We start from the raw sequence: 24414 nt of genomic DNA, 5'->3' as shown, positions 1-24414 counted from the left end.
TTAGCATATGGAAATAAAAAATAAAAAGGTTTTAGTAACAGGTGCGGATGGTTTTATTGGTAGTCACCTTGTGCAACAATTAATGGCTGAAGGAGCGCAGGTAAAAGCATTTGTATATTATAACTCTTTCAATAGCTGGGGATGGCTGGATACATTGTCAAAAGAAGAATTATCAAATATAGAGATCTTCGCAGGCGACATACGTGATCCAAACGGAGTAAGGACTGCCATGAAAGGCGTAGATGTTGTTTTTCATCTTGCTGCCCTCATTGCTATCCCTTTTAGCTACCATTCTCCTGATTCCTACATAGATACCAATGTAAAAGGAACTTTGAATATTGTTCAGGCGGCGAAAGATCTGGGAATTGAGCGGGTACTGGTTACTTCTACCTCTGAAGTATATGGTACTGCATGCTACGTGCCGATAGATGAAAAACATGACAGACAACCACAATCACCTTATTCCGCTTCTAAAATAGGGGCAGATTGTATCGCTGAATCTTTTTACCGGAGTTTCGACTTACCTCTTACGATTGTAAGGCCATTCAATACTTATGGACCACGTCAGTCTGCCAGAGCTGTTATACCTACCATCATTACTCAATTGCTGGCTGGTAAAACAGAAATAAAGCTGGGAGATATTACCCCTACAAGAGATTTACTGTTTGTTAAAGACACGGTAAAAGGTTTTGTCGCTATTGCTAAGGCAGATAGCCTCATTGGCACAGATTGTAATATTGCCACTCAATCTGAAATAACGGTAGGTGACCTGGCGCAGAAGATTGTGAATCTCATCAATCCCAATGCTACCATTTTGCATGATTCTGACCGGTTAAGGCCCGCTAAGAGCGAAGTATTCAGGTTGTTTGGTTCTTGCGAAAAATTGAAGCAACACACATCCTGGACTGCATCTTATACATTGGATCAGGGATTGGAGGAAACAATTGCCTGGTTCAGGAATGATCAGCATTTAAAACAATACAAAGCGGATATCTACAACATATGATACAGGAGGAAATAGTAGCTTACATAAGATCAGTATTTAACAAACCGGAGGGATTTATACCATTACATGCTCCTTACTTTGGGGGGAATGAGCGTAAATATGTAATGGATACATTAGATTCTACTTTCGTTTCTTCTGTGGGGGAGTATGTTAACAGATTTGAGCGGATGATGGCTGAAATTACAGGAGCAAAGTATGCTATTGCAATAGTAAACGGCACTGCTGCTTTGCACCTCGCACTGGTACTTGCAGACGTCAGACATGGCGATGAAGTGATTACACAGCCACTTACATTTGTTGCCACAGCCAATGCGATTAGCCAGGCGGGTGGGGTACCCGTTTTTGTAGATGTAGACAAAGATACCATGGGATTGTCACCAACTGCTTTGCGGACTTTCCTGGAAAATAATACTTACATCAATGAGGAAGGCGTTTGTATAAATAAAACAAGTGGAAGACGAATTGTTGCCTGCCTGCCAATGCATACGTTTGGTTTCCCTTTAAGGATAGATGAAGTTGCAGAGGTGTGTAATGCTTTTCATATTAAGTTGATTGAAGATGCTGCTGAATCTCTGGGTAGTTATTATAAGGGAGCGCATACAGGAACTTTCGGCCTGATGGGTACATTTAGTTTTAACGGTAATAAAACGGTTACCTGCGGTGCAGGAGGTGCAATTATTACCAATGATGAAAGTGTAGCCCACAGAGCTAAGCATATTTCTACCACGGCCAAAATACCTCATGCATGGGAATTCGTGCATGATGAAATTGCCTACAATTACCGGTTACCAAATATTACTGCAGCACTGGCATGCGCCCAGCTGGAACAGCTTAACAGCTTTGTGGAGAATAAACGGGAATTGGCAAGCCTTTACAAAAATTATTTTAGTGAGAAAGGTATTCCTTTTGTACAGGAAATACCAGGTGGTAAAGCTAATTTTTGGTTGAATGCAATTTTGTTGAACAACCGTGAGGAAAGAGATAATTTCCTTGCATTTGCCAATCAACAGCAGGTAATGTGCAGACCCATATGGACCCTGATGACCAGGCTGCCTATGTATGAGCACTGCCAAAAGGGAGATTTAATGAATGCAGAATGGTTAGAAGACCGTGTGGTGAATATACCGAGCAGTGTCCGTTTTTTACCGGTGTAGTAAGATGTTTGTGGTTGCTTAGTTTTAATTTTTTTAATTTTAATACTATCGCACTATGGAAAGTTGGGATCCCATTTGGGATAATGTTTTTGCTAACCAGGAATGGGGCAAATATCCATCAGAAAGTCTCATACAATTCATTGCCCGCAACTACTACAAAGCTAACCGGCCCCGGGTTAAAATATTGGAAGTTGGCTGCGGAACAGGTGCCAATATCTGGTTTATTTCAAGGGAGGGGTTTGATACTTATGGTATCGATGCCAGTAAAGTAGCCATTGACATTGCTGTCAGCAGGTTACAAAGGGAAGGCTTGTCAGCCAGCCTAAGCATAGGAGATATTTCCATCCTGCCTTATGAAGATAACTTTTTCGACGCGGTAATAGACAATCAATGTTTATATACCAATAATCAGGAGAATACCCGGAGAATATTACAGGAAATTAGACGGGTGCTGAAGCCACAAGGCAAGCTGTATAGCCGTACTTTTTCAGATAAAATGTATTTGGGAAAAACCTATGATGAGATAGGGCTGTTAGAATTTAACAATGTTTCTGATGGACCTCTTTCAGGTAAAGGGTTTATCCGTCTTAGTAATAAAGCATCTATACACGATATTTACGGATCAGTATTTACAATTGAATCAATTGATTCATTGGACTACACTTCTCACAACGAACAAATTCATATCAGCGACTATGTTATTTTAGCAGTTAAATAAAGGTTACCTTCCCTGAAAAGCGTTTATTGGAAGATGCTGTGTCTTAGTAAAAGTGTAAGCCGCATACCTTAGCCAGCAAGTAATTTATGTTTCTCAGCCTCATTCCCCTTCGTTTTTCTGTTTTATGTCTACAAACTCCCCATGATGGAGGTATTTCTATACATTCTATTAAAATTATATTAACTTAGCTGCCATAATAACACTAAAATGTGGTTATAATGATTTGTGTTAATATGAATCATGGTTGAGTATTACATTATTTGGAAGCCTCGAACGTAGTAACTGTAATGAATAGTTACTCAAAACAGGTGTTGATTTACTCTAAAAGTAATTCTCCAAAACATATCTGGAAAGCCACGAAATATTCAAATTGATTTATTGAAAAACATATAATCTGTGATGTGTTCACTGATAATGGATAAGTCATGAAATATGGTTGGAATGTAAAACAGGTATGACCACATTAAAAAAGACTCAACTTGTTAATCTAAGTTTTTGAACTAAGGTAATTGTCACACGGAGAACTAATTTGTAATATTAACCGTAACGTCTATTAGGAAAAAAAAAGCAGCCATGCATGAGAAAACCTTGAATATATTATTCCTTGGAGGAGCAAAAAGAACTTCTATAGCAGAGCATTTTATCAAGGCGGGAAAAGAGAGAAATATTAATGTTAAAATATTTTCATATGAATTGGATAAATTTGTCCCTATTGCCGAAGTGGCCGAAGTAATTGTTGGACTGCGATGGAAAGATGAAAATATATTGGCACATTTAGCTCAATGTATTCAGGATAACCACATTAATATTGTGCTACCTTTTGTAGATCCTGCTATCCTCATATCCCGGCATCTGGGCCGTTTGTTGCCTGATATTTTTATTCCTGTCAGCGACGAGAATATTTGTCACATTATGTTTGATAAGGTATCTGCAAATGATTGGTTTATTCAGAATGCTTTCCCTGTGCCGGATAATAATACCGGGAATTGGCCAATGATAGCCAAACCCCGCTATGGGTCCGCTTCCAAAGGATTAATTATATTAAAAGACGATCAGTCTTTTGCAAGATTTAAAGAAGAAAAAGAGACGTCTGACTATCTGCTGCAACATTTTGTTGTTGCTGATGAGTATACTGTTGACTGCTACGTTGGAAAAAATGCTAATATTGTCTCCATTGTGCCCAGAAAACGTTTAGAAGTGGCTGGCGGAGAAGCTATCAAATCGATTACCATAAAAGATGATAGCATCATAGATCTCTCTAAACAAATTTTAATGGCGGGAAAATTTATTGGCCCCATTACTATCCAGTTTTTGAAAGAGAAATCAAGTGGGAAAGTATTTGTGATGGAAATTAATCCCAGACTAGGAGGAGGGGTACTAACGTCTATCGCTGCTGGTGCAGATGTGGTACAATATTTATTAAATGATTATCAAAATATAATTAATGCTCCTTTTGATCAATGGCGGGAGAATTTGTTAATGGTAAGAGCCTTTAGAGAATTTTATTTTTATGCAGATAATAATTGATTTGGATGGTACAATTTGTACGGAAGAACGTCAGTTTAGCAGAAGTATGGCGAAACCTTTGCCGAATGCAATAGAGAATATAACTGAACTGTATAATGAAGGACACATTATCATCCTTTATTCCGCCCGTACCTGGATGGAATATGAAATGACTGTTGATTGGTTAAAGCGTCATCACGTGCCCTACCATCAGCTAATACTAGGAAAACCCATAGGCGATGTTTGGATTGATGACAGGGCAATCACCTGCGATAATTGGGTGAATGTCAAGGAGAAAATCAATATGCGGAAGAAAAAATAAATCTGTTTAATTTTATTGCATGGAAAAAGTATTTATTATTGCCGAAGCAGGAGTAAATCATAATGGAGATATACGCTTAGCCAAACAACTTATTGATATAGCCGTTGACGCAAAGGCTGATGCTGTTAAGTTTCAGACTTTTATTGCAGAAAAAGGCATCTCTAAATTTGCCCAGAAAGCAGCCTACCAGAAAGAAAGTACCGGTGCAAATGAGACGCAACTGGATATGGTCAAAAAACTGGAATTATCATTTGACCAGTTTATAGAGCTAAATGCCTATGCTGCTGACAAAGGCATTATGTTTTTGTCAACCCCTTTTGACTTCCCAAGTATAGACTTTTTAAAGGATCTTGGCATCTCCTATGGTAAAATACCTTCAGGAGAAATTGTCAATTTGCCCTACCTGATCAAAATGGCGAAAAGCTTTGAAAAACTTATCATGTCTACAGGTATGACTGATATGGAAGAGATCAAAACAGCGATAGACATCCTGATAAAATACGGTGCAAAGAAAGAAAATATTGTTGTGTTACATTGCAATACAGAGTATCCTACACCTTTCGAAGATGCCAATCTGAAGGCCATGCAAACTATTGGTAAGGAGTGCAACGTACAGATCGGATATTCTGATCATACTCCGGGAATTGAAGCACCTGTAGCTGCAGTAGCATTAGGTGCACGCCTGATTGAAAAGCATTATACCATAGATAAAGCGATGGAAGGTCCGGATCATGCAGCATCTTTGTCGCCCGATGAGTTAGCAGCGATGGTGAGGGCCATACGTAATGTGGAAAAAGCATTAGGTAGTGGCAACAAGGTCCCTTCTGCATCCGAAAGCAAAAATAAAAGTATTGCACGTAAGAGTATTGTAGCAGCCACAGATATTAAGAAAGGGGAATTATTTACAGAAGAAAACCTTACCGTGAAAAGACCGGGTGATGGATTAAGTCCGATGCTTTGGTTTGACGTTATTGGTAAAAAGGCAGAAAGAGACTTTCAAATGGATGAACTGATAGCCATATGAGGAAGAAAGTCTGTTTTGTTACCGGAACACGTGCTGAATACGGTTTGCTGCTGCCCTTAATGAAAGCAATTGAAGCTGAAAGCGATTTTGAATTGCAGCTGTTGGTAACCGGCATGCACCTCTCGCCGGAATTTGGACTTACCTATAAGCTGATCGAAGCGGATGGTTTGAAAATAGACGCAAAAGTAGATATGTTGCTTTCAAGTGACACCGCTGTAGGAATCTCTAAATCAGTGGGTATTGGCATCATAGGCTATACAGATGCGTTTGCTGCGCTGAATCCTGATTATGTAGTAATACTGGGAGATAGATTTGAAGCGTTTGCGGCAGCTTCAGCTGCCTATATCGCTCAATTCCCCATTATACACATAAGTGGTGGAGAAACAACAGAAGGAGCTACCGACGAAGCTTTTAGGCATGCTATTACCAAGATGGCCTATTGGCATTTTACTGCTACAGAAGTATATCGGAAAAGAGTCATTCAGTTAGGAGAAGACCCAGCAAGAGTATTCAATGTTGGCGCTATTGGTATAGATAATATTAAGAAAATGGAGCGCTTCTCCCAGCAGGAACTGGAGGCATCCTTATCTATTGATCTTTCCAGACCTACCGTATTAGTCACTTACCACCCGGTAACATTGGAAAAAAACACCTCCAGGAGCCAGTTTCAGGAAATAATAAACGCTTTGCTCCATTTTAAGGATTTGCAGGTGGTAATAACTTATCCAAATGCAGATGCCGATGGCAGAGTAGTAATTGAAATGATTCAGGATACCGTAAAACAATACCCCGATAAATTTTTTGCATTTCAATCTCTGGGACAGAAAAGATATCTTTCCCTGATCCCTTATGTGAAAGCAGTGATAGGAAATTCATCCAGTGGAATAGTGGAAATTCCTTCTTTTCATATTCCAACAGTTAATATAGGCGACAGACAGAAAGGGAGAATTGCAGCAGATAGCGTATTACATGTTAATCCCACTAGTGCAGATATCATAAAAGGTATGGAAATTGCTTTCTCTGGTGAGTTTATGCAAAAATGTAAGGAAATAGAAAATCCTTATGGTAATGGGAATACCACAGAACAGATGATGAAAGTGTTTGCAGGTTTTACACAGATAAAAAATATTCAAAAACAATTTTACGACTTATAAATGCAGAATTGGAAACTACACTTAATTAGTAACGCAGCTACTGTTAAGCAGGCAATGGCACAAATAGATCGTTTAGGAATTGTAAATGCGGTTTTATTTGTAGTGGATGACGAAGGACGTCTGTGTGGTTCTGTGAGCGATGGAGATATAAGGAGGGGGCTGTTAAAGGATGTTACACCTGCTGACTTAATAAATAACGTATGCAATGCTTCCTGCAGATATCTTGTTTCTCACCAACCTCCAATAGCAGAAGTGGAGGTATTGAGGAATAAAAATATACGCTTTGCCCCGGTTCTTGGCAACTTCAAGGAAGTGATTGGTGTTTTGGATTTGAACCAATATCGTGAGCTATTGCCGATTTGTGCGGTATTGATGGCTGGTGGACGGGGAGAACGGCTGGCACCTCTCACAGATCAGTGTCCGAAGCCGTTGTTGAAGGTGGGATCTAAACCAATTATTGAACATAATATCGATCGTTTTGCCAATTTCGGTATTCAACATATTACCATTTCTATCCGGTATCTTGGCGAACAAATTAAGTCGTATTTCGGAGATGGCACGTCAAAGAATATTAACATCGGATATGTTGAAGAAGATGAACCACTCGGAACATTTGGGGCATTGAGCCTCATCGATGGTTTTAATTCGGATGACATTCTGCTAATGAATTCTGATATACTTACCAACATTGACCTCCTGGATTTTTATAAGTCGTTCGTTGCATCCGAAGCAGATTTCATGATTGCCAGCATTCCTTATCAGGTGAAAATTCCATATGCTGTTTTACAGATATCAGGTGGTGATGTAATTTCATTTGATGAGAAACCAACTTACAGTTACTACTCTAACGGCGGAATTTATCTCCTGAAAAAATCACTGTTATCCTATTTAAATAAAGGACAGTTTTTTAATGCAACTGACTTTATGGAACTACTAATCGCAGAGAAGAAGAAAGTGATGCACTATCCCATTCTCGGATATTGGCTGGATATCGGTCGCCCGCAGGATTTCGTTCAGGCGCAGGAGGATATCAAACACCTTAACTTTTAAACATGAGGCCATTATTTCTAATTCCTGCAAGGGGGGGATCCAAAGGTGTTCCAGGTAAGAATATCAAACTACTTAATAATAAGCCGCTTATTAATTATAGCATAGAAGTAGCCCAGGACCTCGCCAGCAACGAGGATATATGCATATCAACTGATGATGCCAACATTATAAAAGTAGCGGAAAGTACCGGACTGAAAGTCCCTTTTGTAAGGCCGGAAGAACTGGCATCAGATACTGCCGGATCCAGGGAGGTTTGTTTACACGCCATCGATTTTTATAGCCAAAAGGGAGTGCTGTATGATGTAATTGTGCTGTTACAACCTACTTCTCCTCTTCGTAATTCCCAACAGGTAAAAGAAGCAATGGCTTTATATAATGAAGAGCTTGATATGGTGGTGAGCGTGAAAGAAACCTCCTCCAATCCATATTATGTATTATTTGAAGAAAATGAAGAAGGATTTCTTCGAAAGTCGAAAACAGGAAACTTTACCAGCAGGCATGATTGTCCCAAGGTATGGGAATATAATGGCGCTATCTATGTAATCAATGTCAAAGCATTGACAAATAAATCATTCCAGGAGTTTTCCAAGATCCGTAAATATGTTATGGATGATTATTCTTCAGTAGATATAGATAATCCATTGGATTGGGAGTGGACAGAGTTCCTTATTCATCGGAATGCAAACAGATAATTAGTATACGCTTAATAGTTTTAATGGATGAGTAATTGTGAGCATAAACTGGTTGACTGGCGAAGCTTCCATACTTTTGAAGAAGAAAACGGGCTATTCGGATTGAAGAATGGAGCTGGTTTATTTATATGGGATCTTGTACGTTTTGATGTTTTTTATTGTTTGTTACGTAACCAGGATAAAGTAGTAACAACCGCCATTGCTACCAAAAAAAATGCTATCAAGAGCTTATGTCAGAACATTATTTACCTGGCAAGACTGGCCTTTTTTTTCCTCTTCGGAAAGTATAAATATCTGATGATTACAAATGCCCGAAATAAATCTTCAGATAACAAGTTCTTTGATCAAAACTTGGATGATGTATTAAAACGGCTTCACAAGGAAGCCTTTATCCTCGAAACATTTGAAGCAAAAAAATCAGCCTATCAATATCCCCAAAGTAACTACTATAATATTGGTCTGTTGAGGAGAATTCTACAGCGATTTTATAAAAGAGATGACTACACCAGTTTATTGAACCTTATTAATACTACATTTGGCAGTTGCCCTGGCCTCGATAATCAGTATTTAAATAACCTTATTAATGGCTTTAAATTTGATTATGGTTTTTATAAGCGGATTATAAAGAGAAAGCAGGTAAAAGCCATATTTATAACACAGAATGGTATACAGAAAGGGCTATTTGCAGCGGGAAGAGATCTTGGAGTTCCAGTAATAGAATATCAGCACGGGCTAATAGAAAGAGCACATATTGCTTACAGTTATAACGAGCGCATTAGTTATCCGGCATTGTCCATTTGCCTGCCGGCTTATTTTTTTAGTTTTTCAGAATATTGGACAAAGCTATTATTTTACCCGGTTGGAACAATAATGCCGATCGGTAACACCAGCTTCTATAAAAGCTTGTTGATGCAAGCAGTAGAGGGGAAGCAACCTGAAGGCTTAACAGTGGTAAGTGCCAACATTTATGGTGAACAGCTAAAAGAATTTATTTTGGCGTTTCTGAAGTTAGACAATCATACCATGGTTTATTTCAAATTACATCCCAATCAATGGAATGAAGCAGCTTTCTATGCAGCGGCTTTTGAGTCGTTTGATACCGTCAGCGTTATTACCAATGAAATGAGTATGGGGCAGCTGGTTCAGCAAACGAAAGCAACCCTGGTGATTAAATCTACGGCAATCTACGAGGCATTGCAGGCACAAAGAACAGGTATTGTTTACAACGTAGAAGGGGCAATGACCCCGGATGACGCAGAAGGTCTGGTGAATTTACATTTTGTATCAGATGCCATGCAACTGAAACAGATACTCGATGATAATGTGGTAACAGAAAAGTATGAGGAAGGATTCTTTTTTAAGAATTTTGATGCCGCCATGTTTTCTGATTTTATGGAAAAAAATAATATTTAAGCCAGTGAACTTACAGGGTAGAAAAGTATTAGGTGCGACTGTATTTTACTCTTTGGGAGAAATTATACCGCGTGTACTTGCCTTTTTTCTTTTGCCAATATTAACCAGGTATCTGTCAACCAGTGAATATGGGATAAACAGTTATATCAATGCGGTAATGGCCTTTGTGTATGTAATTGCTTCTCTTTCACTGAACAGTTATGTACTCAGGCACTACTATCTGGAACCGGACGAGAAGGAGAAAAAGCGGTTGGTGGGAGACATCTTTCTAATTATCTGTGCCTTTAATGTAGTCCTGCTGGGGTTACAGATTTTGATTGTACCATATCTCCTGTCTGCATTTAATATTAAGATACCGTTCTATCCTTACTTTTTTCTGGGTATAATCAATAACTTCTTTGACGTAATATCTATTATCCCCTTGGTTCTTTATAGGGTGAAAGGTAATACCAAAGCCTTTTTTAATTTAAGCGTTTCAAGAATTATCTTTCAATATGCAGCCACCTACGTATTGGTAGTAATATTGCATTTGGGGTTGTTAGGAACATTTTATGCGAGATTGCTGATCAATATCCCTTTCGGGATTATCTATTATCTGATAATATCACAATACGCTCCCATCCGATTTAATTTTAAGCGACTTAAAGAGGCGTTGACATTTTCCCTTCCGCTGATTCCCGGAGGGCTCTCGTACCTTATTATTACAATCAGTGACAGGATCATACTGGAGCGGTTTGTAGGCCTCAACGAAATAGGCATTTACTCCGTTGCTGTTACTATTTCTATTGCATTAAATGTAGTTATCCAGGCCTTGTATAAAACAATAGAACCTATTTTATTCAAGGCGTATGCTACTGATGACTTTGCAAGTTTGAGTGCCCGCTTATATAAATACTATTTATTGTTTGTTTATATCGGTGGGTTTGGTATTGCTATTATTGCAAAGGAAGTTTTCAGATTTATGGGATCCAAAGCATTTCAGGCCGGTTATGTGATTGTACCCGGGATGATATTAGCAGTTATCTTATCAGGAGTAAACCTCTATTTGAATACCATTCTCATCGCAGAGAAAAAACAAAAGATCATTTCTCTTTCTATTATTCTCTCAGCTGTTGTATCAATTACGTTGAACTTTATACTCATACCACATTATGGCTATTACGGCGCTATTGTGGCGGCTTTCAGTGCCAGCCTTGTTGGCAACATCATTAGCCAGTGTTACGCCAGGGTAAATGGTAAAATGTTAATTCAACAACTAGTATTGCTGGTGCTTGTTTTAAGTGTACCATTATTATTTGATCTTTTTTCTAATTTTAGTAATCTTTTAGTTATTTTATTGATAAAAGCGTTAATGGTACTCATTTTTTCAGGGTTAACCTTTGTTTTATTAGGATGTAACCTCAAAAAAGATTGGAATTTTCTGTTGTTTTCCAGGAAAACAGCGTAACCGCTTAAAACGAATGTAATGGCATTGTACAACTTTTTTTTTAAGCAATCTTTATTCAATCAGGTAGTCATACTTCGCACTTTTTTTTATCGTACAAAAACTGCCTGGTGGTATGGACTTTTCACAAGAAAATTGGGAAAAGGATGTATTATCATAAAACCCATAAAACTAACACCAGAATTTATGACACTTGGTGATAGTGTACATATAGGACATCATGGTAGAGTAGAAGGAGTAGCCGCTTATATGGGAATAAAGTATTCACCTGCTATTTTGCTGGAAGATCGGGTTACCATTCAGCAGAACCTGCATCTTACCTGTGCAGGAAGCATCGAAGTAGGGAAAGATACAGCCATTGCCGCAAATGTTAGTATTACAGATATTGATCATCCATATAAAGACATTCAGGTTGCTCCGGAATACCAGACATTAGTGGTAACGCCAGTAGTAATAGGAGCTGCCTGTAAAATTTATAATAACGTTGTCATATTACCGGGAGTTAAATTAGGCAAGCATTGTGTAGTTGGTGCCAATGCCGTAGTCAGAAAAGGCGATTACCCGGATTATTCTATCATCACCGGAAGCCCGGCCATCATCGTAAAAAGATTTGATTTCAACAGCAATAGCTGGAAAGCAACTAATCCTGATGGAACTTTTACTGTATTCAATTAATTATTAACTATGAAAAATAAAAACATCTTAATAACTGGCGGAGCCGGATTTATAGGGTCTAATTTATCGTTAAAACTTATTGAGAAAGGGTATACTATCACGGTATTGGATAAACTTTCTGCCCAGATTCACGGAGATGATCCTGAACAGAGTTCTCCGTTATATAAGTCTATCAAAAACAAGGTTAACTTCATCAGAGGATCTGTTGTTTCCCGCCAGGATTGGCTACAGGCACTTCATGGACAGGATGTGATCGTGCATCTGGCTGCCGAAACCGGTACGGGCCAGTCTATGTATGAAATTGAGCGGTATACAAATGAAAATATTGGCGCAACCGCCTTGATGCTGGATATTCTGACTAATACCAGGCATACCATAAAGAAGGTGGTTATCGCTTCCTCTCGTGCAATTTACGGGGAGGGTAAGTATTTTGGGGAAAATAATGAACTGGTGTATCCTGAGGCTCGCAAAGAAGAGGATATGTTGAAAGGGGATTTCGAAGTCAAACACCCTGTTACCAGAGCCGCACTTACATTAACAGGAACAGACGAAACATCAAAGATACACCCCACTTCTGTTTATGGAATTACCAAGCAGGTACAGGAGCAATTAGTGATGACAGTCTGTAAAGCGATTGGTATTGATGCTGTGGCCTTCCGCTATCAGAATGTATATGGCCCTGGGCAATCTCTCACGAATCCATACACCGGTATTTTATCTATATTTTCTTCGCTGATAAAGAATGGTAAGTCTATTAACATTTTTGAAGATGGTAAAGAAAGCAGGGATTTTGTTTTCATTGATGATGTGGTAGACGCTACCATTTTGGGTATTGAGAAAGAAGAAGCGGGTAATGAAGTTTTTAACGTTGGTACCGGAGTGCCGATTGACGTTATTACAGTAGTAGAAAATCTGATGGCTTGTTATAACACAACTGTTGATTTCAATGTGTCAGGAAACTTTCGATTGGGAGACATACGGCATAATTACGCTTCCCTGGAAAAAATAAAAGATATGCTCGGATTTGTACCGAAAGTTAGATTTGAAGAAGGGTTAAAGCGATTTACAGATTGGGTGAATACACAACAGGTAAATACAGCTAGCAGCTATGATCAGTCAATAGCTGAAATGAAAGCTAAAGGATTATATAAATGATCGGTGAAGGAAATATACTGGCAGGAAAGAAAATCCTGTTCATGGGCCAGGTCTTCTATGATTACCATCTGAAGATTATACACGAATTGGAGCGTCAGGGTGCTGAGGTTACTTTTTTTGAAAACAAATTTTTCCCGGAAGACAATGGAACTTCCAGGCCGGGATTGGTTCGTTCGCTCCGTAGGCTATTCCTGGGAGATAGGAAGAAAAAGTACACGCAACAAATCATGGTAGCCATCGGCAGTAAGAAGTTCGATTATTTTTTTAGTATAGGAGGTTTTTCTATTACTCAGACATTGCTTGATTTTCTAAAGTTGAATAATGAGAAGCTGATTAGCATTGTGTATTTTTGGGATTCTTTTTCCGTTTGGAATTATGCTGATTTGATTCCCCTGTTTAACCGTGTCTACTCCTTTGATCCGGTGGACTGTGAAGCCAATACAGGAGTACAATATTTACCATTATTTTATACGAAGGAATATGAAGGCGCAGCCGGTGCTGCAAACCAGGATATAGACTTTTTATATGTGGGATCCGTAGGTATTCCGTCTCAAAATCGATGTGATCTTTTACTCGACCTGGACCGCTTTTCCAGGAAAAACGGCTACAATGCTTTTCTCTGGCTGTATTATGCAGCTGATGATCAATCAGCCATGAAGAGAATAAAGAACAAAATGAAGCTGCTGTTCCTTCCATCTTATCGGAAATTCATGGAGAAGATAAATGAAAGCAAATTGAAAGCGGATTTTATAAAAGATAAGGTAATTGACCGCGCAGAAGTTGCTGATCTGATGAGTCGTGCAAAATGTATCATAGATATACCGGTACCCGGACAGGCAGGATTAACAATCAGAACCATTGAAACACTTGCTGCAGGAAAAAAGATAATAACAACAAATAAATATGTAAAGCGAGGCGATTTTTATGATCCGTCATACATAAAAGTAGTAGATCATTCTGTAGATGAGATAAATGAAGATTTTGTAAGAACAACGCCATTGCATAGAATCGATCTGAGTCCCCTTCGGCTATCTGAATGGATAAGTACATTTTTTAAATAGTTATAATATATATGCAACCTGATGTTGATCGAAGGACTTTAAAAAATACTATCCTCTTATGGTTAGTTGGCAGCTTCTTTCTATTTATGACAAGACAGGTGCCGTTTAATGTGTTGTCATCACTCATGAATGTTAGTTTGTTTGGTATATATATCATCGCCTTTCGTACAATAGCCACACAGGTAAGCATTGCACCTGTACCATTGAAATTGCTTACAATATTATTAACAGGCCTGCTGTTCTTCGATATTTTTTATAGTCTTATGCAGCAAAATGAGTTGGGGGCTATTCTGCGCTTCTTTGTTATTCTTATTTTGCTCGTATATTCTTTCTATCTGGTACTACCCAGTAAAGCCATTAATATATTCCTGGTAATAATGTGCCTGCAGGCAGTAATAATTACCCTATTTTCTATATACCTCACCCTTTTCTTTACTGAAACCTCCTATTTACCAGTGAGATTTTATTTTCAGGAAATGGAATGGGGAGATGTATATACCTATAATAGCTTCTTCTATGTAGTTCAGATACGAGGCAATGCCCTGTTGCCATTTGCGTTATTTGTTGCACATTTTTATACAACGAAAAGAAACCTGCTTTACAGGATTATTCTGTTTATAGGAAGCGTGGTGGCTGGTAACTTTGCCTACATTATTGCTATGGCAGTATTTTATTTTATTTATTTTTTAAGGTCGAACACTGCCTCCAGGTTATTCCATAAAATCATTATACTCAGTATAATGATTATTTTATTGTGTGTGCCGGTGTATATATATTATGTACAACCGATATTGGAACGAAAACAGCAGGGATCATTAGATACACGTTCAGATCAGGCTAAAGTATTGATGACTGATTTGACCACATCACCTGCCAACATGATTTTTGGAAGTGGCCTGGGACATACTATTGAAAAGGTAACTTATTCAAGAGATTATAGAGGTAGGTTATATTACGAATTACAACCGTTGTATATCTTAAATCAGTTAGGCATTTTAGGATTTGCACTGATGTCTTTGTTTTTATTTGTATTAATGCCATTATACAGATTTAGAAATAAGTGGATTTTATTCATTTATTTTTGTTACATACTTTATTCAAGTACGAATCCCTATATTTTTGATTCGAATCATATAGGTGTAATACTGATTTTAATTGCACTACAGCAGGCTATTCAAAAGAAGGATGCCATGCTTCAAATTGCCGAAACCCATAAAATATAATAAAAAGACAGTAGCAGATGAGTGTTGGTATAATGATAACATATTACAATCCGGATGCCGGAGCTGTAAAGCAACTGGAAGCTATCTTTGACAAGGTAGATAAGATATGCATTGTTGATAATTCTTCTCCAGCTGTATCAGAGAAGAATAGGAAAATGATAGCCCCTTTTGAGAATATTGAGTATATACCATTGCATGAAAACAGGGGGATTGGAGCTGCCCAGAATATTGGTGCTGCATATTTGTTTCAGACAGTAGATCATCTGATTTTTCTGGATCAGGATAGCTTGCCTGCGCCGGATATGATCAGTCAGTTAATATCTTCTTTAAACGTTTTGCAAAAAGCAGGGGTGAAGGTTGGGGGAATTGGCCCACAGGCAATTAACAAGTGGACCAAGGAGCCATATAAAGCAAAAATTAAGAAGGGGAATTATGTATTGCCAGATGAGAAGATACTGGAGGTTTCGGAGATCATAAGCTCGGGAACACTTGTATCAAAGCCGATATGGGAAGAAGTAGGCGGAATTGATGAGTGGTTGTTTATTGATGGCGTTGACCATGAATGGTGCTGGCGTGCAACGGCCAAAGGTGGTTATCGTTTCTTTATTAATGAAAATGCGCACCTGGAGCATTCCCTGGGAGAAGGCGACAAAAAGATCATGGGTGTTTTTTCTCTGAAAGTTCCCAGCCCTATCAGATGTTATTACCAATATCGTAACTACTTCATTTTATGCAGAAGAAAGTATGTTCCACTTTATTGGAAATGCATGAATGGAATTAAGTATAGTTTTAAAATGATTTGTTACCCACTTCTCCTTTCGGAAAAAAAGGCATATTTAAAGTACATAGTAAAAGGGATAAAAGAAGGAATTAAGGGTCGATAGCTCTTAATTTTTCTTAAGCATGGATTTGGATTGCAGGTCCGTCATTTTGTTTTTCCACTGCATATAGAACTGAGACATTGGGATGTTATTTTGACTATGGATCAGCCGTTTAATATTATTATCTTTTACAGAAGAAAGGAATTCCTGCATGTAACCATTGAATTTTGCTGATTTCTGAGGATTGGAAAAAAACTGGTTACCATCCTTCTCAGCATCTTTCAGGTAGAATTGGATGGCTGAATAATCAAGTGATATCTTTTCTTTTTTTACTCTTTTCAGCAAAGCCGGTTGATTCTGGACACTTTGCATGGCCTGGTTAAATAATCCCGTGTAAGTGGTAATCATATCATCCGTTAATTTATCCGGACCACCTGTCAACTGCTGAGAAGTAAGTTGAATATATTTTTTAAGTGCCGGGGCTGCTGCTCCGTAGTAGCCCTGCAGAAAATCACTAATAATGGCATCATCGTTGGCATCAGGATTCCACGTTAATTTTGATAACAGGTAGGCCCTGAGTTCAGCGAACTCACCATCGGGAAAAATATTTCCTTCTGCAAAATAGCCGGTAGCACCTTTCCGGATGAAGTATTGCAGGTTAGGTTTTAAGTTATATAAGTTCGGATAGATAGATTGCAAGGCCTTAAAGTCAATAACATAATCCCATACAAAAATATTATTGGTAAGATTAAACCAGCCATCTACCTGCTTTCTCATATCTGCATAATCAGGGCTATTATAACCCGCTACATACTCCTTAAAATAAGGACAATACATAATATTCAGGTTAGGTGCTAGTTTAATGTTTGATGGCGGATTACGCGTGAACGAGTATGCGAGCGCTGAAATGGTTTCTTTAGGGAAAGCTTGGGCCATTTTGTTAGCAAAAACAATCGCGGGGCCACCTGGGCTATTGGTAGCGGCAATTACTTTTTGGCAGTTGTCGCATTGACAATATGTACCATTATCTTCAATAGAAACCGACCAGTAATCATACTGTGGCTGATTTTTCATTTTAGCATTTAGCCAGCCCTGCATGATCGTGAATACATCTTTATTGGTGGGATCCAGTTGGGAGGGCTGACGGGTGCCATTGATCAGCGAATAATATTCCGGATGGCTTTTAAAATATTGACTGGGAGGCATTACCTGAAAGCCGGAGTGTGCAAAAAGACCAAATAGCGAATAGGTGCTACGGGCATGTACCAGTTTATGCCAATCGGCGTATACCGAGTCCATTGCTCCAAGATAAAATACATCTCTCAGGATAAGCCGGGGAACCTCAGTGAGGTTAATGCTTTTCAGGGTAAGGGTTTTGAGCTGAGGTAGTTTTACAACATCTGTTGAGTACATCCGGCAGCCGAAATAATTCTCCAGTAATGTATAAACTCCAAATAATGCACCTCGGCCACTTCCGCCTGCAATAATTAAGTCATTTCCTTTAGAAAGAATCGTATAGCCATCGGCATTTAGTTTTGCAGTGTTTATGCCGGACGCATACTGGTTGATAAATTTGTCCTGACCTATTATTATCTGACTTCCCGAATTTCTGGATGTTACAATGGGGATATCAATATTGATAGTTTTTTTTATATAATTTTGCAACTCGTTTGCTGCTTTTTGACATGCCTGGGAGGCATCCGGAGCAATCAAAATTGAAGTGTTTTTGACAGTTTGTTTACTCAACACCATTGATTGGGAAAAACCTATCAGCGCTGAGGTAAGTAAAAAACAAAACCAGACAAACATTTTAATCGGCTTCATAGCAGTGGTTTTAGACGTAAATGTAATTAACAATATTTAGACCGAAATATTTATATAATTTCGCTATTCCTTAATTACATCTAGCCATGTAAATGGATTTTTAAGCAGAAATTAATCTTTTATGGAAAGCATAAGTAGGATAATTTTTAAATGTGTTTTCCAACTATCTAATTTAAAAAATATCCTAACTAACTTGTTTTCAATTGAATTGATTCTATTTTTATATATAAATAAGACCTAATATAATATGTTGGATTTTTCTGTTTTAATGCCTGTCTACATAAAAGAAAATCCTGAATACTTAAAACTAGCTATTCAAAGCTTACTTGAACAAACGGTATTACCTTCTGAAATTGTAATTGTAGAGGATGGTCCATTAACACCAGCATTACATGAAGTAATTAACACTTTTGCTTTGGCTCATCCGGGAAAGTTCAATATCATACAGCTTTCTGATAATCATGGAATGGGTTATGCAATGGATACAGGCCTACAACAATGTAAATGTGATTATGTTGCAAGAATGGATTCTGATGATATTGCCAGGAAAGACAGATTTGAAATACAAACTGCATTTCTGAAGAAGCACCCTGAAATTGATTTATTAGGCAGTTATATAGAAGAGTTTTCGACTAATCCAGGAGATTTGAACAGGTTCAGAAAAGTACCTGTTACCCATGATGATATTCTCGCCTTTGCCAGATATAGGAATCCTATAAACCATATGACGGTAATGTTTAAGAAGAAGAAAGCACTTGAAGTGGGAAGTTATTGGCATAAAAGAGTGTTGGAAGATTATAACCTCTGGTATAAAATGCTGAAGAATGGCTGTAAGATGCATAACCTTCCTGATATATTGATGTATGCACGTGTTGGAAATAATATGGTGGGCCGGAGAAGGGGTATAAAATACATAAAAGAGGAATTACATTTTTTTGGTACAATGGCAGATGACAAGTTTATAACCAGAAGAGAATACTATACGCATTCTGCTGCAAGAATTGCCATGAAAATGTTGCCGACTTCTGTACTGAATTTCCTTTATTCTAAATTACTAAGAAGATAAACTTTTACAGACCTTGCGTCTTATTTATTAAATAAAGCTTTATGAAGATTACTATTATTGGAGGATCAGGGTTTATTGGCTCTAATTTAATGAAGAAATTAAAAGAAGGAAACTATTCTTTTGATAATCTGGATAAAGTAACTTCTGCTTTATTCCCCTCTGAAACAAAAATCGCAGATGTTCGTGATGAAGCATCCCTAAGCGCTGTATTACAACCAGGCGATTGGACGGTATTGCTGGCTGCAGAACATAAGGATGATGTGAGCCCGGTTTCACTTTATTATGATGTCAATGTTGAGGGTACCCGGAAAGTATTGGCTGAAATGGATCGGAAAGGTATTAATAAAATAATTTTTACCAGTTCTGTAGCTATCTATGGATTGAATAAAGAAAACCCGGATGAAACTCATCCGGCAGATCCTTTCAACCACTATGGAAAAAGTAAATGGGGCGCTGAAGAGGTTTTAAGAGAATGGTTTAATAAAGATGCCCCAAACAGGACCGTAGTTATTATCAGACCTACTGTAGTTTTTGGCCCAGGTAATCGTGGTAATGTTTACAATCTGCTAAAGCAAATCGCATTTGGTAATTTTATGATGATTGGCAACGGACAGAACAAAAAGTCCATGGCATATGTTGAGAATATTTCTTCGTTTATAAAATATTGCATGGACCAGCAGCTTTCGGGATATCATGTATTCAATTATGCGGATAAGCCAGATCTCAGTGTAACTGAATTGGTAACGCAGGCTGGGATAACGCTCAATAAGAAAATTGCTCCTTTGAAAATACCTTATGCCATTGGATATTCTGGTGGTTTATTTTTGGACGTGGTGGCGAAGGTGCTGAACAGGAAATTTCCTATTAGTGCAGTGAGAGTAAAAAAATTCTGTGCTACCACTCAATTCTCGGCAGATAAGATAAGAACTATTGGTTTTCATGCTCCTTATACACTTGCAGAAGGGCTTGACACTACCATTAAGAATATCATGAAGGAAAACTAATTTAGATAGTATAATGTAAGCTCCTAAATACAAAGGTTAAATGAAAATTGCTCTTATTACAGGTGTAACCGGTCAGGATGGTGCTTATTTAGCGCAATTGCTGTTAAAAAAAGGCTACAAAGTTCATGGTATTAAAAGAAGAAGTTCTCTTTTTAATACAGACAGAATTGATCATTTATACCAGGATCCACATGAGACAAATGTTCAATTCAAGCTTCATTATGGAGATTTAACGGATAGCACGAACCTGATTCGTATTATCCAGGAGGTACAACCAGATGAAATATACAATTTGGGAGCCATGAGCCACGTACAAGTGAGCTTTGAAGCACCTGAATACACTGCAGATGTAGATGGTATTGGTACATTGCGTATACTTGAAGCTGTTAGATTGCTCGGACTTACAAAGAAAACAAAAATTTATCAGGCATCTACTTCTGAGTTGTACGGTTTAGTGCAGGAAGTACCACAATCAGAAAGGACTCCTTTCTATCCAAGATCTCCTTATGCAGTGGCTAAAATGTATGCTTACTGGATCACGGTAAATTATAGAGAAGCATATAATATGTTTGCCTGTAATGGTATCCTCTTTAATCATGAAAGCCCGTTGCGTGGTGAAACTTTTGTAACAAGAAAGATCACCCGGGCAGTGGCAAAACTCTCTCTGGGTATGCAGGATAAACTGTTCATGGGGAATCTGGATGCTAAAAGAGACTGGGGACACGCCAAAGATTATGTGGAAGCAATGTGGTTAATTCTGCAACAGGACAAGCCAGAGGATTATGTAATTGCCACTGGTATTACCACCACTGTGAGAGATTTTATTACAATGGCTTTTGCGGAAGTAGGTGTAGAAGTAGAGTTCAAGGGAACCGGCGCAGAAGAAAAAGGATATGTGAAGGCATTAAAGGATAGTAGCTCACCACTTCAAATTGGACAGGAAATTGTAGCAATTGATCCGAGATACTTCCGGCCTACTGAAGTTGACTTGCTGATAGGAGACCCAACCAAGTCAAAGAAACAATTAGGATGGGAGCCGCAGTATGATTTACCTGCACTTGTAAAAGAGATGGTAGCAGCTGACGTGGAGCTTTTTCAGCGCGAAAAACTGTTGAAAGATGCAGGTTACAAAGTATTAAATCAATTCGAATAAATATGAATGTCCAGGATAAGATATACGTTGCAGGTCACAGAGGAATGGTTGGTTCAGCTATTGTAAGGCGTCTGCAGAAGGAAGGGCTTAATAACATTATAACGAGAACGTCTGCAGAACTTGATTTGCGCGATCAGGCGGCTGTTGCAACATTCTTTGAACAAATACAACCTGACTACGTTTTCCTGGCAGCAGCGAAGGTTGGAGGTATTATGGCTAATAATACTTATCGGGGACAATTTATTTATGAAAATCTGATGATTCAGAACAATGTTATTCATCATGCGCATGTGCAAAAAGTGAAGAAACTGATGTTTCTGGGGTCATCGTGTATCTATCCTAAATTAGCTCCACAGCCCCTGAAGGAGGAATATTTATTGACCGGACCATTGGAGCCAACGAATGAGCCCTACGCAATTGCCAAGATTGCAGGAATAGAAATGTGTGATGCTTACAGAGCGCAATATGGAAGTAATTTCATTTCCGTAATGCCTACTAATTTATATGGTCCTAACGATAATTATGACCTGAATAATTCTCATGTATTGCCCGCAATGCTCCGTAAAATGCACGAAGCAAAATTAAATAAAGCACCAGAGGTTGTAATTTGGGGAACGGGTACGCCCAAACGGGAATTCCTCCACGCTGATGATATGGCAGATGCCTGTTTCTATCTCATGCAAAATTATAATGAGAAAGGACTCGTAAATATCGGCGTTGGTGAAGATATCAGTATCGGGGATCTTGCTGTATTAATAAAGAAGATTGTTGGTTTTGAAGGTACACTGGTTTTTGATACCAGTAAACCTGATGGCACCCCAAGAAAGCTAATGGATGTAAGTAAATTACACAGTTATGGTTGGAAGGCCAAACGCACTCTGGAAGAAGGTATTACCAGTGTTTATGAAGAAGTGAAACAGAAGAACTGGAAATAAAAATGCTACGACCTCCTGTGGCCGTAACGTTTATTTTCGCATTAATCCCCCACTGTCACCTCGATTTACGGAAAGTATTATCTTTATGCCTTGGCAGGCTTATTGTTATATATTAAAGAATGCAAGAGTCTGTTGACGTGTTTGTGATGCCTGATCCTGTGTAATTTTTAAGCACTCAAAAAAGAATTAATGAAACATCTCATTTGGATGGTAGCAATGGTATTGCTATTAGGTACAGTAAATGCACAGGAGAAATTACCTGTTATCATGCCTTACAATTCCCAGGATATCAGGGAACTATACATTGATAGTAGTAATCATCATACGGCATTTAAACCCATGTTGCATGAAGATACCAGTGCTATGTATACCCGGCCGGATACAACGAAACGTAGTTTGTTCCACAGAAAACTTTTTAATGAGCATTTGCTGGAGTTCAGAAATAGTGATTACAATGTATTCATTGATTTTTTACCCGACTTCCAGATAGGTAAAAGCAGAGATGGTAGCAGAACTACCTGGTTGAATACACGGGGAGCAAGTGTCCAGGCCAATATTGGGAAGAAGTTTTATTTCGAATCTTATTTTTTTGAGAACCAGGGAAAATTTCCGGGGTATCTGGACCAGTACATCCGGAAAAATCAAATCGTCCCCGGACAAGGTAGTATAAAAGACTATAGCGAAGGTAAAGCATTTGATTATAACTATGCCAGCGCTTTGTTGTCTTATACGCCTAATAAGTATCTGAATATTACAGCCGGATATGGTACAAACTTTATCGGAGACGGCTATCGCTCTCTTATCTTATCAGATATCCAGTTTAGTTATCCATATCTTAAGTTAACCGGAAACCTTGGAAATGTACAGTATACCGCTATGTGGGCTCAGTTTATGGATAAACACAGTAAGGACTTTGCAGCGGCTTATGATGATTTGGGCTACTATAAGAAATGGGGCGTTTTCCATTTTCTGGATTGGAATGTTAGCAAACGATTGACAATTGGGCTCTTTGATGCTGTAATATGGCCCGACGCAGATTCTTCGGGCCGTAAAAGAGGTTTTGATTGGAGTTATATGAATCCTATTATATTTCTCCGCTCTGCAGAGTTTTCCGAAGGTTCTTCAGATAATGCCCTGGTAGGAATGAACGCCAAGTTTAAGTTATTTCCCAAAACAACTATATATGGACAGCTGGTGCTGGATGAATTCAAGCTCAAAGAAGTATTTAAAGGGAGAGGCTGGTGGGCCAATAAACAGTCGGCACAATTAGGTTTCCGTTCCTTTGATCTGTTTAAAGTCAATAAGCTGGATTTGCAGGGAGAGCTTAATGTAGTGCGTCCATATACTTATTCGTACAAGAGTACCCTGATTAATTATGAGCATTATAATCAGTCTTTGGCGCACCCGTTAGGGGCAAATTTCTGGGAGGTGTTGGGAATAGCCACCTACCGTATTAAACGCTGGTATGGGAGAGGACAAATCATGTACTCTAAGTACGGTGATGACCCGGATACTAAAACCAACTACGGACATGATATATCTAAGCCATATACAACGCATCCGAACGAATATGGTAACTGGATCGGACAGGGAATTAAAACTAACCTCCTCTACGCCCAGGGAACTATTGCCTATGTGGTGAATCCAAAGTACAATCTTCGTCTTGAAGCATCCCTTGCTGCAAGAAAAGTAAGCAACGATTTATCGAAAAGTACAGACCTTATTTTCAGTTTCGGATTGCGTAGTACTTTCCGTCAATTCTATTATGATTTTTAACCAAGAAACAATATATACACAAGCCCTTCCGCTTTTCAGCGCAAGGGCTTTTTTATTTCTTAAACGCAAAGAGGGGGAGGATAATAATGGACAAAGGGCCGAAATGCTGTATATAAACAAAAAGTTGTGAGGTACAGGAAAATCCCAGTTATCCTATATGAATATACGGAAAAAGTCATAATATAAAATACATAATCTTTGGTTTCCTTCCAGTATTGCCGATAATTTATACCTTCGC

22 protein-coding genes and 1 pseudogene are annotated in these 24414 nt (G+C 38.4%); 21 read left to right on the top strand and 2 right to left on the bottom strand.

Going from position 1 to position 24414, the window contains the following annotated elements:
• Positions 1–7 precede the first annotated feature (7 nt).
• From J7623_RS24045 to J7623_RS23970, 16 genes are all read left to right on the top strand, one after another.
• Positions 8–1006, top strand: coding sequence for an NAD-dependent 4,6-dehydratase LegB (locus J7623_RS24045; protein WP_291925198.1), 999 nt, complete (start codon positions 8–10; stop codon positions 1004–1006).
• Entirely contained in the window at positions 1003–2160 is a 1158-nt protein-coding gene (locus J7623_RS24040) for a LegC family aminotransferase (RefSeq protein ID WP_291925196.1), read from the top strand. The genes J7623_RS24045 and J7623_RS24040 overlap by 4 nt, the downstream gene beginning before the upstream one ends.
• A 55-nt stretch (positions 2161–2215) precedes the next feature.
• The gene (locus J7623_RS24035) at positions 2216–2878 is read left to right on the top strand and encodes a class I SAM-dependent methyltransferase (protein ID WP_291925194.1); all 663 of its coding nucleotides are present in this window, start codon (positions 2216–2218) and stop codon (positions 2876–2878) included.
• Positions 2879–3451: 573 nt separating this feature from the next.
• Complete coding sequence (locus J7623_RS24030) at positions 3452–4405, top strand: ATP-grasp domain-containing protein (protein WP_291925192.1); 954 nt, start codon at positions 3452–3454, stop codon at positions 4403–4405.
• Complete coding sequence (locus J7623_RS24025) at positions 4389–4706, top strand: hypothetical protein (RefSeq protein WP_291925190.1); 318 nt, start codon at positions 4389–4391, stop codon at positions 4704–4706. The genes J7623_RS24030 and J7623_RS24025 overlap by 17 nt, the downstream gene beginning before the upstream one ends.
• A gap of 19 nt (positions 4707–4725) precedes the next feature.
• Positions 4726–5730 (top strand): N-acetylneuraminate synthase, encoded by a 1005-nt coding sequence (neuB, locus tag J7623_RS24020; RefSeq protein ID WP_291925188.1) that lies wholly within the window; start codon positions 4726–4728, stop codon positions 5728–5730.
• A complete protein-coding gene (gene neuC / locus J7623_RS24015; RefSeq protein WP_291925186.1) occupies positions 5727–6884 on the top strand; it encodes a UDP-N-acetylglucosamine 2-epimerase in 1158 nt (385 codons plus the stop codon). Before neuB ends, neuC begins: the two co-directional genes overlap by 4 nt.
• Entirely contained in the window at positions 6885–7934 is a 1050-nt protein-coding gene (locus J7623_RS24010) for a nucleotidyltransferase family protein (RefSeq protein ID WP_291925183.1), read from the top strand.
• Between the two features lie 2 nt (positions 7935–7936).
• Positions 7937–8626 (top strand): acylneuraminate cytidylyltransferase family protein, encoded by a 690-nt coding sequence (locus tag J7623_RS24005; RefSeq protein WP_291925181.1) that lies wholly within the window; start codon positions 7937–7939, stop codon positions 8624–8626.
• Positions 8627–8923: 297 nt separating this feature from the next.
• Entirely contained in the window at positions 8924–10039 is a 1116-nt protein-coding gene (locus tag J7623_RS24000) for a hypothetical protein (protein ID WP_291925179.1), read from the top strand.
• Entirely contained in the window at positions 9966–11486 is a 1521-nt protein-coding gene (locus J7623_RS23995) for an oligosaccharide flippase family protein (protein WP_291925177.1), read from the top strand. The genes J7623_RS24000 and J7623_RS23995 overlap by 74 nt, the downstream gene beginning before the upstream one ends.
• 183 nt (positions 11487–11669) lie before the next feature.
• On the top strand, positions 11670–12158 hold the full coding sequence (locus J7623_RS23990) for a DapH/DapD/GlmU-related protein (RefSeq protein WP_291925175.1): 489 nt from the start codon (positions 11670–11672) through the stop codon (positions 12156–12158).
• A 9-nt stretch (positions 12159–12167) separates the two neighbouring features.
• Complete coding sequence (locus J7623_RS23985; protein ID WP_291925173.1) at positions 12168–13313, top strand: NAD(P)-dependent oxidoreductase; 1146 nt, start codon at positions 12168–12170, stop codon at positions 13311–13313.
• Complete coding sequence (locus tag J7623_RS23980; RefSeq protein WP_291925171.1) at positions 13310–14374, top strand: hypothetical protein; 1065 nt, start codon at positions 13310–13312, stop codon at positions 14372–14374. Before J7623_RS23985 ends, J7623_RS23980 begins: the two co-directional genes overlap by 4 nt.
• A gap of 11 nt (positions 14375–14385) precedes the next feature.
• Positions 14386–15597 (top strand): hypothetical protein, encoded by a 1212-nt coding sequence (locus tag J7623_RS23975; protein WP_291925169.1) that lies wholly within the window; start codon positions 14386–14388, stop codon positions 15595–15597.
• A 17-nt stretch (positions 15598–15614) separates the two neighbouring features.
• The gene (locus J7623_RS23970; RefSeq protein ID WP_291925167.1) at positions 15615–16481 is read left to right on the top strand and encodes a glycosyltransferase family 2 protein; all 867 of its coding nucleotides are present in this window, start codon (positions 15615–15617) and stop codon (positions 16479–16481) included.
• Positions 16482–16484: 3 nt separating this feature from the next.
• On the opposite strand, the gene J7623_RS23965 is transcribed toward J7623_RS23970, so the two are convergent.
• Entirely contained in the window at positions 16485–17831 is a 1347-nt protein-coding gene (locus J7623_RS23965; protein ID WP_291925165.1) for a DUF4838 domain-containing protein, read from the bottom strand.
• Between the two features lie 33 nt (positions 17832–17864).
• Positions 17865–18170: pseudogene (locus tag J7623_RS31785) on the bottom strand (alpha-glucuronidase family glycosyl hydrolase); the annotation flags it as partial.
• A 319-nt stretch (positions 18171–18489) separates the two neighbouring features.
• Here J7623_RS31785 and J7623_RS23960 point away from each other — a divergent pair.
• From J7623_RS23960 to J7623_RS23940, 5 genes are all read left to right on the top strand, one after another.
• The gene (locus J7623_RS23960; protein WP_291925163.1) at positions 18490–19308 is read left to right on the top strand and encodes a glycosyltransferase; all 819 of its coding nucleotides are present in this window, start codon (positions 18490–18492) and stop codon (positions 19306–19308) included.
• A gap of 41 nt (positions 19309–19349) precedes the next feature.
• The gene (locus J7623_RS23955) at positions 19350–20312 is read left to right on the top strand and encodes an NAD-dependent epimerase/dehydratase family protein (protein WP_291925161.1); all 963 of its coding nucleotides are present in this window, start codon (positions 19350–19352) and stop codon (positions 20310–20312) included.
• Between the two features lie 40 nt (positions 20313–20352).
• The gene (gmd, locus tag J7623_RS23950) at positions 20353–21465 is read left to right on the top strand and encodes a GDP-mannose 4,6-dehydratase (protein WP_291925159.1); all 1113 of its coding nucleotides are present in this window, start codon (positions 20353–20355) and stop codon (positions 21463–21465) included.
• Positions 21466–21467: 2 nt separating this feature from the next.
• Positions 21468–22400: a GDP-L-fucose synthase gene (locus J7623_RS23945; RefSeq protein WP_291925157.1), complete on the top strand. Its 933-nt coding sequence runs from the start codon at positions 21468–21470 to the stop codon at positions 22398–22400.
• Positions 22401–22589: 189 nt separating this feature from the next.
• A complete protein-coding gene (locus J7623_RS23940) occupies positions 22590–24176 on the top strand; it encodes a hypothetical protein (RefSeq protein WP_291925155.1) in 1587 nt (528 codons plus the stop codon).
• Positions 24177–24414 lie beyond the last annotated feature (238 nt).

The organism is Chitinophaga sp., assembly GCF_017745275.1.
In the GTDB taxonomy this organism is placed as follows: Bacteria; Bacteroidota; Bacteroidia; order Chitinophagales; family Chitinophagaceae; genus Chitinophaga.
This window is presented reverse-complemented; position numbering and strand designations above follow the sequence as displayed.